This is a genomic window from Caballeronia sp. INML3B, from assembly GCF_023631305.1.
GTDB classification, from domain to species: domain Bacteria; phylum Pseudomonadota; class Gammaproteobacteria; order Burkholderiales; family Burkholderiaceae; genus Caballeronia; species Caballeronia turbans.
On the sequence record NZ_JALQDI010000003.1, the window covers coordinates 41,103 to 53,612 of the forward strand.

Sequence of the window (12,510 nt, forward strand, 5' to 3'; positions counted from 1 at the left end):
CATTGCCCGGGGAAGGCCGCCGCGCACCTATTTCACTCTCAGTCTTAGACAGAGGTCGCTCCATGCGCGTCGAACGGGTTCCACTCCGCTTAATCACCGCCGCGACGGCTGCCGTGTTTCTGGCAGCGTGCGGGCAAAAACAATCAGCGCCTCCGCCGCAAACGCCCGAAGTGGGCATCGTCACCGTGCAGCCCACGAGCGTGCCGGTCGTCGTCGATTTGCCGGGCCGCACCAATGCCTACCTCGTCGCGCAAGTGCGCGCCCGGGTGGATGGCATCGTGCTGCGCCGTGAATTCACGGAAGGCTCCGAGGTCAAGGCCGGCCAGCGGCTCTACAAGATCGATCCGGCGCCGTACATCGCCGCGCTGAACAACGCGAAGGCGACGCTGGCGAAGGCGCAGGCGAACGTCGCGTCGCAGAACGCGCTCGTGGCGCGCTACAAGATTCTCGTCGCGGCCAACGCGGTGTCGAAGCAGGACTACGACAACGCCGTCGCCGCGCAAGGCCAGGCCGTGGCGGATGTCGCCGCGGGCAAGGCATCGGTCGATACCGCGCAAATCAACCTCGGCTACACCGACGTCGTTTCGCCGATCACCGGCCGCACCGGCTTGTCGCAGGTCACGCCGGGCGCGTATGTGCAGGCGAGCGCCGCGACGCTGCTCACGACCGTGCAGCAACTCGATCCGATCTATGTCGATCTGACGCAATCGAGCGTCGAGGGCCTCCAGTTGCGCAGGCAGATTCAGGAAGGCCGCCTGCAGACCGAAGGCATCCACGCCGCGAAGGTCACACTCGTGCTCGAAGACGGCCGCACTTACACCGAACAGGGCAAGCTGCAGTTCTCCGACGTGAGCGTCGACCAGAGCACCGGTTCGGTGACCGTGCGAGCGATCTTCCAGAACAAGGACCGCGTGCTCCTGCCGGGCATGTTCGTGCGTGCCCGCATCCAGGAAGGCACGAACGACCACGCACTCGTCGTGCCGCAGATCGGCGTCACGCATGACCAGAAGGGCACGCCGACCGCGCTCGTCGTCAACAAGGACGACAAGGTCGAGCTGCGTCAGCTCGTCACGAGCGCCACTTTCGGCAACAACTGGGTGGTCGACAGCGGCCTGAACGCGGGCGATCGCGTGATCGTGAACGGCGTGGAGAAAGCGAAGCCCGGCATGCAGGTGAAGCCGGTCGACGCGAAATTCCCCTATCCGGCATCCGACGCGCAGGCAGCGCAGGCACCGGGCGCATCCGGCGCGCAAGGCGCCGCCGCCTCCGCCCCGGCGAACGGAAGCGGCGCCAGTGGTGCGCAGGCCGCATCGGCCGCTTCGGGCGCGTAATAAAAGGGAGCCTGTTACATGGCAAAGTTTTTTATCGATCGACCGATCTTCGCGTGGGTGATCGCGATCATCCTGATGCTCGCGGGGATGGCGTCGATCTTCACGCTGCCGGTCGCGCAGTATCCGACGATCGCGCCGCCTGCGATCCAGATCAGCGCGACGTATCCGGGCGCATCGGCGAGCACCGTCGAAAACACGGTGACGCAGGTGATCGAGCAGCAGATGACCGGTCTCGACCACTTGCTGTACCTGTCGTCCACATCCGATGACTCCGGCACGGCCACGGTCACGCTGACGTTCGCGGCGGGCACGAACCCCGACATCGCGCAGGTGCAGGTGCAGAACAAGCTGCAGCTCGCCACGCCGCTTCTGCCGCAGGTCGTGCAGCAGCTCGGCACCAAGGTCACTAAGTCCAGCTCGAGCTTCCTGCTCGTGCTCGCGTTCGTGTCCGAAGACGGCAGCATGAGCAAGTACGACCTCGCGAACTACGTGGCGTCGAACGTGGCGGACCCGCTCTCGCGTATCAACGGTGTCGGCACCACGACGCTGTTCGGCTCGCAGTACGCGATGCGCGTCTGGCTCGATGCGACCAAGCTCACGAACTACTCGCTCACGCCGGTGGACGTGAAGAACGCCATCAACAACCAGAACGTGCAGGTGGCGGCGGGCGGTCTCGGCGGCACGCCGGCGGTCGCGGGGCAGATGCTCCAGGCGACCATCACGGAAGCGACGCTGCTGCGCACGCCGGAGCAGTTCGGCAACATCCTGCTGAAGGTGAATCAGGACGGCTCGCAAGTGCGCCTGAAGGATGTGGCGAAGATCGACCTCGGCGGCGAAAACTACAACTTCGATACGAAGTACAACGGACAGCCGACGGCCGGCTTCGGTATCCAGCTCGCGACGGGCGCGAACGCGCTGCAGACGGCGAAGCTCGTGCGGCAGAAGATCGACGACCTGTCGAAGTACTTTCCGCACGGCCTCGTCGTGAAGTATCCGTACGACACGACGCCGTTCGTGCGCCTGTCGATCGAGGAAGTGGTCAAGACGCTGATCGAAGGCATCGTGCTCGTGTTCCTCGTGATGTATCTGTTCCTGCAGAACCTGCGGGCGACGATCATCCCGACGATCGCGGTGCCGGTCGTTCTGCTCGGTACGTTCGCGATCATGTCGGCGGTGGGCTTCTCGATCAACGTGCTGTCGATGTTCGGCCTCGTGCTGGCGATCGGCCTGCTCGTGGACGATGCGATCGTGGTCGTGGAAAACGTCGAACGGGTGATGTCCGAGGAGCACTTGTCCCCACGCGACGCGACCCGCAAGGCGATGGGCCAGATCACCGGCGCACTGATCGGCGTGGCGCTCGTGCTGTCGGCGGTGTTCGTGCCGGTGGCGTTCTCGGGCGGCTCGGTCGGCGCCATCTACCGGCAGTTCTCGCTGACGATCGTCGCGGCGATGGTGCTGTCCGTGATGGTCGCGCTGATTCTCACGCCGGCGCTGTGCGCGACGATCCTGAAGCCGCATCCGGAAGGGCATCAGCCCGAGAAGACGGGCTTTTTCGGCTGGTTCAACCGCACCTTCAACAAGAGCCAGGAGAAGTATCACAGCGGCGTGCAGCACGTGATCCGTCGCTCGGGACGCTGGCTGATCATCTATATCGTCGTGATCGTCGCGGTGGGCATGCTGTTCCTTCGTCTGCCGAAGTCGTTCCTGCCCGATGAAGACCAGGGCACGATGTTCGTGCTCGTGCAGGCGCCGGCCGGTTCCACGCAGGAATACACGGCGCATGTGCTGAAGGACGTGCAGGACTATCTGCTGAAGGACGAGAAGGCGATCGTCGAATCGGTGTTCACGGTGAACGGCTTCTCGTTCGCGGGCCGCGGCCAGAACTCCGGTCTCGTGTTCGTGCGGATGAAGGACTACGCGGACCGCCAGCATAGCGACCAGAAGGTGCAGGCGCTCGTCGGGCGGATGTTCATGCACTTCGCGCCCTACAAGGACGCGATGATCTTCCCGGTCAATCCGCCATCGATTCCTGAACTCGGCACGGCGGCGGGCTTCGACTTCGAGCTGCAGGACCGCGCGGGCGTCGGCCACGCGAAACTGATGGAAGCGCGCAACATGCTGCTCGGCATGGCGGCGAAGGACCCGACGCTCGCGCAGGTGCGCCCGAACGGCCTGAACGACACGCCGCAGTTCAAGGTGAACATCGACCGCGAGAAGGCCAATGCGCTCGGCGTCGCGGTGTCGGACATCGACCAGACGTTCTCGATCGCATGGGCGTCGCAGTACGTGAACAACTTCCTCGACGTCGATAACCGGATCAAGAAGGTGTACGTGCAGGGCGACGGACCGTTCCGCATGAATCCGGACGACATCAACAAGTGGTACGTGCGCAATGGCGCCGGAACGATGGTGCCGTTCGGCGCGTTCGCGACCGGCAACTGGACCTATGGTTCGCCGAAGCTCGAGCGTTACAACGGTATTTCGGCGATGGAAATCCAGGGCGCGGCCGCGCCGGGCAAGTCGACCGGCCAGGCGATGACGGCGATGGAAGCGATCGCGGCGAAGCTGCCGGCGGGCATCGGCTACGAATGGACGGGTCTGTCGTATCAGGAGCGTCAGTCGGGCTCGCAGGCGCCGATCCTGTACGGCATCTCGATCCTCGTCGTGTTCCTGTGTCTCGCGGCGCTGTACGAAAGCTGGTCGATTCCGTTCTCGGTCATCATGGTCGTGCCGCTCGGCGTGCTCGGGGCGCTGCTCGCAGCGACGCTGCGCGGCCTGGAAAACGACGTGTTCTTCCAGGTCGGCCTCTTGACGACGGTGGGCCTTTCGGCGAAGAACGCGATTCTGATCGTGGAATTCGCGCGTGAGTTGCGCATGCAGGGCATGTCGACGGTGGCAGCGGCGATGGAAGCGGCGCGCCTGCGGTTGCGCCCGATTCTGATGACGTCGCTCGCGTTCATTCTCGGCGTGATGCCGCTCGCGATCAGCAACGGCGCGGGCTCGGCAAGCCAGCATGCAATCGGCACCGGCGTGATCGGCGGCATGTTGACCGCGACGTTCCTCGCCATTTTCATGATCCCGATGTTCTTCGTCGTGATCTCGAAATTCAGCAAGAGCAAGGACGTGCCGTCGCCGGGTACATCGGGTGATGTCGAAGGTCCGCATGGCGGCTCGCAGAACGGCTCCGATAAGGAAGGACATTGAAATGCTTAAACATTCCTTGATCGCGGCCGCCGTGGCGGTATTTGCCGCGGGCTGCACGCTCCAGCCGAAATACGAACAGCCCGCGGCGCCCGTCGCGCAGACGTTTCCGGAAGGCGGCGTGTACGCGCACCAGCCGGACGCGTCGTCGTCGGCGAGCAATGGCCGCACCGCGAATGGGCAGAGCGCGCCCGAGATCGGCTGGCGCGATTTCTTCGCCGATCCACGCCTGAAGAGAATCGTCGAGCTCGCGCTAAAGAACAATCGCGACCTGCGCGTCTCGGTACTCAACGTCGATGCGGCGCGCGCGCAGTATCAGATCACGCGCGCCGGGCTCTTCCCGGCGCTCGAAGGCGCCGCGTCGCAGAGCAAGCAGCGCACGCCGAAGAATCTGTCGTTCTTCAACCAGACGATCTCGAACACGTATTCGGTCGGCCTGAACGCGTCGTGGGAAATCGACTTCTTCGGGCGAATCCGCAGCCTGAAGGATCAGGCGCTCGCGCAATATCTGTCGACGGCCGAATCGCGCAAGGCGGCGGAAATCGCGCTCGTGTCGTCGGTGGCGGACCAGTATCTGACGATGCTCGCCTACGACGATCAGCTCACCGTCACGCAGAACACGCTGAAGACGGCGCAGGAGTCGTTCCGCATCACGAAGCTGCAGTACGACAACGGCACCGGCACCGAGCTGGACTTGCGTCAGTCGGAAGGCGTCGTCGAAGAGGCGCAGGCGAACCTGCAGACCCAATCGCGTTTGCGCGCGCAGGCGGAAAACGCGCTGGTGCTGCTCGTGGGCGAACCGCTGCCTGCGGATCTGCCGGCCGGCATGCCGCTCGACACGCAGAACCTGCTGTCCGACATTCCGGCGGGCCTGCCGTCGGATCTCCTGACGCGCCGTCCCGATATCGCGGCGGCGGAGCAGTCGCTGCTCGCGGCCAACGCGAACATCGGCGCGGCGCGGGCGGCGTTCTTCCCGCGCGTTTCGCTGACGGGCAGCTTCGGCACGCTGTCGCCGACGCTCGGCGGACTCTTCAAGCCGGGCTCGGCCGCGTGGTCGTTCGCGCCGCAGATCACGGTGCCGATCTTCGAGGGCGGCCAGAACAAGGCCAATCTCGATCTCGCGAACGTGCAGAAGCGCATCGAGATCGCCAACTACGAGAAGGCGATCCAGACCGCGTTTCGCGAAGTCGCGGACGGCCTCGCCGCGCGCGGCACCTTCGACGAGCAGATCAAGTCGCTCGAGCGCTTCGTGACTTCGCAGAGCCGGCGTCTGGAGTTGTCGGACCTGCGTTATCGCAACGGCGTGGACAGCTATCTCGCGGTGCTGACCGCGCAGACGGCGCTGTACGAGGCGCAGCAGTTGCTGATCACGGCGCGGCTGAACCGCCTGACCAACCTCGTCGATCTGTATCAGTTCATGGGCGGCGGATGGATCGAGCGTTCCGGCGAAGCGCCGCGCCCGGCGGACGCGCCTGTCGATTACGGCTCGCAGGGCACGCCGCCGCAGCCGGCCTCGGCTCCCGCGGCGGGCTGAACCGCCTGACGTGATCGACGCGATGCAAGCGAAGCCCGGCCAAGCGCCGGGCTTTTTCATTGCGCTTTCAGCGATGTCTCAATTTCTCCGCGTATTCCGCAGATTTGTTCTGGCTGTTATCAATTTGTGACAGAACGGCGGTTTGATTGAGTCTGATCGATCGCGATCGATAACTATAATCGGCGGCTCGTCACAGTCGCGACGCCGCGGTTCCGTTTGAGATACATCAAGATCGGTTGCCATCGGGCGCAAACGAGCGACGTGACAATTTAGTCATCCTGAAAACATCGTCTGTTCGGGAAGCGATCGGCTTTTCCGGCGCCCGGGCACACCGGACGCCGCGATCCGCGACTTTCGCATCGCACGAGAACACGTCGCGTGCGCGGCCCGCCATGAACGCGAGGACGCGCTCGCCTTTCATCTTCAGCCAACAAAGAGGCCTGCGTCCCATGCGTCTCAAACGGATTCCATACCGCCTCATCGGTATCACGACGGCCGCCCTGCTTGCGGCCGGTTGCGGGGAGAAGCCTCCCGCGATGGCGCCGCACACGCCGGAAGTCGGCGTCGTCACGCTCGCGCCGGCCGCGGTGCCGGTCGTCGCGGAACTGACGGGCCGCACGAGCGCTTTCCTCGACGCCCAGGTGCGCGCGCGCGTCGACGGCATCGTGCTGCGCCGCGAATTCACCGAAGGCAGCGTCGTGAGGGCGGGGCAGCGGCTTTACAAGATCGATCCGGCGCCGTACATCGCACAACTGAACAATGCGAAGGCGTCGTATGCGAAGGCCCAGGCGAACCTCGTGTCGACGTCCGCGCAGGCCGAGCGCTACAAGGTGCTCGTCGCGTCGAACGCGGTCAGCAAGCAGGACTACGACAACGCCGTGGCCGCGCTCGGGCAGGCCGAAGCCGATGTCGCCGCCGCGAAGGCCGCGATCGACACCGCGCAGATCAACCTCGGCCATACCGAGGTCACGTCGCCGGTCTCGGGACAAACAGGCATTTCTCAGGTCACGCCCGGCGCCTATGTCCAGGCAGCGCAGGCGACGCTGATGGTGACGGTTCAGCAGCTCGATCCGATGTACGTCGATCTCACGCAATCGAGCCTCGACGGCCTCAAGCTGCGCCGCCAGATCCAGGAAGGTCGCCTTGCGACGAACGGCCCGAACGCCGCGAAGGTCACGCTGATTCTGGAAGACGGCCGCGTCTACTCCGAGCAGGGCAGGCTGCAATTCAGCGATGTGACCGTGGACCCCACGACCGGCTCGGTCACCGTGCGCGCGGTATTCCCGAACAAGGACCGCGTGCTGCTGCCGGGCATGTTCGTGCGGGCGCGCGTCGAGGAAGGCGTGAATCCGAACGCGCTCGTCGTGCCGGTGCAGGGCGTCACGCATGACCAGAAGGGCACCGCGCTCGCGATGGTCGTCGACAAGGACAACAAGGTCGCGATGCGTCCGCTCGTGACATCCGGCACGCACGGCCAGAACTGGGTGGTAAACAGCGGCTTGAATCCCGGCGACCGCGTGATCGTCGAGGGCATCGACAAGGCGCGTCCGGGCACGGAAGTGAAGGCGGTGCCCGCGCACCTGCCCGAAGCGTCCGCCGATGCGACGGCCGCCGCGCCCGCGTCCGGCGCCGCCGGCGGTTGAGGACGGGAGACACGCTTCATGGCCAAGTTCTTCATCGACCGCCCCATTTTCGCGTGGGTGATCGCGATCATCCTGATGCTGGCGGGCATCGCGTCGGTGGCGACGCTGCCGGTCGCGCAGTATCCGACCATCGCGCCGCCGTCCATTCAGATCGCCGCGACGTATCCGGGCGCGTCGGCGCAGACCGTCGAAAACACGGTCACGCAGGTGATCGAGCAGCAGATGAGCGGCCTCGACCACCTGCTCTATCTGTCCTCCGCCTCGGATGACAGCGGCACCGCCACCGTCACGCTGACCTTCGCGGCGGGCACCAACGCCGACATCGCGCAGGTGCAGGTGCAGAACAAGCTGCAACTGGCCACGCCCAATCTGCCGGCCATCGTGCAGCAACTGGGCACCAGCGTCACCAAGTCGAGCAGCAGCTTCCTGCTCGTGCTGGCGTTCGTGTCCGAAGACGGAAGCATGAACCGCGACGACCTCGCGAACTACGTGGCCTCGCACGTGCAGGATCCGATCAGCCGTCTGAACGGCGTCGGCACCGTGACGCTATTCGGCTCGCAGTACGCCATGCGGATCTGGCTCGATCCGAACAAGCTCGCGCAATACGGCCTCATGCCGGTGGACGTGCAGAACGCGCTGCAGTCGCAGAACGTGCAGGTCGCGGGCGGGCAACTGGGCGGCGTGCCCGCCGTGCCGGGCCAGTCGATGCAGGCGACCATCACCGAAGCGACACTCCTGCGCACGCCCGAGCAGTTCGGCAACGTGCTCCTGAAAGTGAACCGGGACGGCTCGCAGGTGCGCATCCGCGACGTGGCGCGCGTCGGTCTGGGCGGCGAGAGCTACAACTTCGAGACGCAGTACAACGGCCGTCCGGCGGCGGGCTTCGGCATTCAGCTCGCGACCGGCGCGAACGCGCTCGCCACCGCCAACGCCGTGCGCGCGAAGATCGATCAGCTCTCGAAGTTCTTCCCGCATGGTCTCGTCGTGAAGTACCCGTACGACACCACGCCGTTCGTGAAGCAGTCCATCTCCGACGTCGTGAAGACACTCATCGAGGCCATCGTGCTGGTGTTCCTCGTGATGTACCTGTTCCTGCAGAACCTGCGCGCAACGCTGATTCCGACTATCGCCGTACCGGTGGTGCTGCTCGGCACGTTCGGGATCATGGCGGCCGCGGGCTTCTCGATCAACACGCTGTCGATGTTCGGCCTCGTGCTCGCGATCGGCTTGCTCGTCGACGACGCGATCGTGGTCGTGGAGAACGTCGAGCGCGTGATGACGGAAGAGGGCTTGCCGCCGAAGGAAGCCACGAAGAAGGCGATGAGCCAGATTACCGGCGCGCTCGTCGGCGTGGCGCTCGTGCTGGCGGCCGTGTTCGTGCCGGTCGCGTTCTCGGGCGGCTCGGTCGGCGCGATCTATCGCCAGTTCTCGCTGACGATCGTCTCCGCGATGGGCCTCTCGGTCCTCACCGCGATGGTGCTCACCCCGGCGCTGTGCGCGACCATGCTGAAGCCGCACCCGCAAGGACACGAGGAGAAAAAGACGGGCTTTCTCGGCTGGTTCAACCGCACGTTCGCGAAGAGCCAGGCGAAGTATCACGGCGCCGTGGCGCATGTCATCAGGCGCTCGGGGCGCTGGCTCATCATATATCTCGTGGTCGTCGTGGCGGTCGGCATGCTGTTCGCTCGCCTGCCGAAGGCGTTCCTGCCGGATGAAGACCAGGGGACGATGTTCGTGCTGGTGGCCACGCCCGCCGGCGCCACGCAGGAAATGACACAGCGCGCGCTCGACGATGTCGCCGGTTATCTGCGGAAGAAGGAAAGCTCGACCGTCGAATCGGTATTTACAGTGAACGGCTTCAGCTTCGCGGGCCACGGCCAGAACTCCGGCCTCGTCTTCGTGCGGCTGAAGGACTTCAATCAGCGCACGGGCGCCAACGAAAAAATTCAGGCGCTCGTGGGCCGCACGTTCGGCGCGTTCGCCGGTTACAAGAACGCGCTCGTCTTTCCGGTGAACCCGCCATCCATTCCCGAACTGGGCACGGCGTCGGGCTTCGACTTCGAGCTTCAGGACCGCGCCGGTCTCGGGCACGAAAAGCTCATGCAGGCGCGCGGCATGTTGCTCGGCATGGCCGCGAAAGATCCGGCACTCGCCCAGGTGCGGCCGAACGGCCTCGACGACGCGCCGCAGTTCAAGGTGAGCATCGACCGGCAGAAGGCGCTCGCGCAGGGCGTCGACCCGTCGATGATCGACCAGACGTTCTCGATCGCGTGGGCATCGCGGTACGTGAACAACTTCCTCGATACCGACAGCCGCATCAAGAAGGTCTACATGCAGAGCGATGCCCCGTTCCGCATGTCGCCGGAGAACATCAACAACTGGTACGTGCGCAATGCGTCCGGCTCGATGGTGCCGTTCTCGTCGTTCGCGACGACCGAGTGGAGCTACGGCTCGCCCAAGCTCGAGCGTTACACCGGCCAGTCGTCGATCGAAATACAGGGTGTCGCGGCTCCGGGCAAATCCACCGGACAGGCGATGGCCGCGATGGAAGCGCTCGCCGCCAAGCTCCCCGCGGGCATCGGCTTCGAATGGACGGGACTGTCGTATCAGCAGATCCAGTCGGGTTCGCAGGCGCCGATGCTCTACGGCATCTCGATTCTCGTCGTGTTCCTGTGTCTCGCGGCGCTGTACGAGAGCTGGTCGATTCCGTTCTCCGTGATCATGGTCGTGCCGCTCGGCGTGATCGGCGCGCTGCTCGCCGTGTCGTTGCGCGGACTGGAGAACGACGTGTTCTTCCAGGTGGGCCTGCTCACCACGGTGGGTCTGTCGGCGAAGAACGCGATTCTGATCGTCGAGTTCGCGCGCGATCTCCAGCTCTCGCAAAAGATGGGGCCGGTCGAAGCGGCACTCGAAGCCGCGCGCCTGCGCCTGCGCCCCATTCTGATGACCTCGCTCGCGTTCATTCTCGGCACGATGCCGCTCGCGATCAGCAACGGCGCCGGTTCGGGTAGCCAGCACGCGATCGGCACGGGTGTGATCGGCGGCATGGTGACCGCGACTTTCCTCGCCATTTTCATGGTGCCGATGTTCTTCGTCGTCGTGCGCTCGCGTTTCGGCGGCGACAAGGAAGACACGGATGCCGCGCTCGCGCGATACGAAGCGCAGCGGCGCGCGCAACCGGGCAACGAAGGACACTGACATGCGTAGACTTTCCCTGATTGCAATGGCCGTCGCCGCGCTGGCGACAGGCTGCACGCTGGCACCGACGTACGAGCGCCCCGCGATGTCCGCATCGGCGAGCTTTCCCGCGGACGGCGTCTACGCGACGCAGCCGCGCGCGGCGAGCGGCGGTACGCGCAGCGCGAACGGGGTGGCCGCGGCGGATATCGGCTGGCGTGACTTTTTCGTCGATGCAAGGCTGCAACGGCTCATCGATATCGCATTGAAGAACAATCGCGATCTGCGCGTTGCGCTGCTTAACGTGCAGGCTGCGCAGGCGCAATACCGCATCACGCGCGCCGGGCTGTTCCCGACGCTCGGCGCGCAGGCGTCCCAGACGAAGTCGCGCACGCCGGCGGAGCTGTCGTTCTTCAACCAGACCATTTCGAACACGTATGACGTGGGCTTGAACGCGTCGTGGGAAATCGACCTGTTCGGCCGCGTGCAGAGCCTGAAGGATCAGGCGCTCGCGAAGTATTTCGCGACGGCATATGCGCGCAAAGCCGCGGAAATATCGCTGGTGTCGCAGGTGGCGACACAGTATCTGCAAGTGCTGCAAGCCGATGACCTGCTCGCCGTGACACGCCAGACGCTCAAGAGCGCGAGCGATTCCTACGGCATCGTGAAGCTCCAGTTCGATAACGGCGTGACATCCGAGCTCGATCTGAGCCAGTCGCGCACGGTGATGGAAAGCGCGGCGGCGAATCTTCAGGCGCAGGAGCGCGCGCGAGCGCAGGCGGTGAATGCGCTCGTGCTGCTGCTCGGCGAGCCGATGCCGGACGATCTGCCCGGCGGCATGCCGCTCGACGGACAGAACCTGCTCACGGATATTCCGGCGGGCTTGCCGTCGGATCTGCTGCTGCGCCGGCCGGACATCATGGAGGCCGAGCAGAACCTGCTGGCGGCGAATGCGAATATCGGCGCGGCGCGTGCGGCGTTCTTCCCGAGCATTTCGCTCACCGGCAGTTTCGGCACGTTGAGCCCGACGCTCGGCGGCCTGTTCAAGGCGGGCTCGGCGGCATGGAGTTTTGCGCCGACCATCACGTTGCCGATCTTCGACGGCGGGCAGAATGTGGCGAATCTGGATGCCGCGAACATCGGGAAGAAGATCGAGATCGCGCAATACGAGAAGGCGATTCAGTCGGCATTCCGCGACGTGGCGGATGGGCTCGCTGCGCGCGGCACGTATGATCAGCAGATCGGGGCGCTCGAGCGCGATACGGCCGCGCAGCAGCGTCGGCTGGATCTGTCGACGTTGCGGTACCGGCAGGGCGTGGATAGTTATCTCGGCGTGTTGACCGCGCAGCAGGACCTGTACGCGGCGCAGCAGACGTTGATCGCGGCGAGAACGCAGCGATTGGCGAATCTCGTGGCGCTGTATCAGGCGCTGGGAGGCGGGTGGATCGAGCGGACGGGCGATGCGCCGCGGGCGGTGGATGCGGGGGGCAGGGCCTCGTAAGGTGAGGCTGCGCCTTGGGCTTTCATGAATGGCCTGTGTTCTTGCTGGTTTATTAGCGCTGCCCCTGTGCGGGGCGGCAGTCACTTTCTTTGCTGCTGCAAAGAAAGTAACCAAAGAAAGCAG

Annotated in this window: 6 protein-coding genes; all 6 read left to right on the forward strand. The window is 65.0% G+C overall.

What is annotated here, in order from left to right; translation table 11 throughout:
- Window positions 1-62: 62 nt before the first annotated feature.
- The 6 genes from NCS58_RS03440 to NCS58_RS03465 all read left to right on the forward strand — a co-directional run bounded on the left by NCS58_RS03440 (window position 63) and on the right by NCS58_RS03465 (window position 12,387).
- Window positions 63-1,331 carry an efflux RND transporter periplasmic adaptor subunit gene (locus NCS58_RS03440; protein WP_250537848.1) on the forward strand — a complete coding sequence of 423 codons (1,269 nt, stop codon included), beginning with the start codon at window positions 63-65 and terminating at the stop codon, window positions 1,329-1,331.
- An 18-nt stretch (window positions 1,332-1,349) separates the two neighbouring features.
- Window positions 1,350-4,535, forward strand: a complete 3,186-nt coding sequence (locus tag NCS58_RS03445) for an efflux RND transporter permease subunit (protein ID WP_061117686.1) — start codon at window positions 1,350-1,352, stop codon at window positions 4,533-4,535.
- 1 nt (window position 4,536) lies between these two features.
- A complete protein-coding gene (locus tag NCS58_RS03450; RefSeq protein ID WP_061117685.1) occupies window positions 4,537-6,066 on the forward strand; it encodes an efflux transporter outer membrane subunit in 1,530 nt (509 codons plus the stop codon).
- Between the two features lie 449 nt (window positions 6,067-6,515).
- Window positions 6,516-7,709 (forward strand): efflux RND transporter periplasmic adaptor subunit, encoded by a 1,194-nt coding sequence (locus NCS58_RS03455; protein ID WP_250537850.1) that lies wholly within the window; start codon window positions 6,516-6,518, stop codon window positions 7,707-7,709.
- Between the two features lie 18 nt (window positions 7,710-7,727).
- Complete coding sequence (locus NCS58_RS03460; protein ID WP_250537852.1) at window positions 7,728-10,907, forward strand: efflux RND transporter permease subunit; 3,180 nt, start codon at window positions 7,728-7,730, stop codon at window positions 10,905-10,907.
- Window position 10,908: 1 nt separating this feature from the next.
- The gene (locus NCS58_RS03465; protein ID WP_250537854.1) at window positions 10,909-12,387 is read left to right on the forward strand and encodes an efflux transporter outer membrane subunit; all 1,479 of its coding nucleotides are present in this window, start codon (window positions 10,909-10,911) and stop codon (window positions 12,385-12,387) included.
- Window positions 12,388-12,510 lie beyond the last annotated feature (123 nt).

Coding starts and splice junctions, on each gene's coding strand:
- NCS58_RS03440 (WP_250537848.1), top strand. CDS start 63: ATGCGCGTCGAACGGGTTCCACTCCGCTTAATCACCGCCGCGACGGCT.
- NCS58_RS03445 (WP_061117686.1), top strand. CDS start 1,350: ATGGCAAAGTTTTTTATCGATCGACCGATCTTCGCGTGGGTGATCGCG.
- NCS58_RS03450 (WP_061117685.1), top strand. CDS start 4,537: ATGCTTAAACATTCCTTGATCGCGGCCGCCGTGGCGGTATTTGCCGCG.
- NCS58_RS03455 (WP_250537850.1), top strand. CDS start 6,516: ATGCGTCTCAAACGGATTCCATACCGCCTCATCGGTATCACGACGGCC.
- NCS58_RS03460 (WP_250537852.1), top strand. CDS start 7,728: ATGGCCAAGTTCTTCATCGACCGCCCCATTTTCGCGTGGGTGATCGCG.
- NCS58_RS03465 (WP_250537854.1), top strand. CDS start 10,909: ATGCGTAGACTTTCCCTGATTGCAATGGCCGTCGCCGCGCTGGCGACA.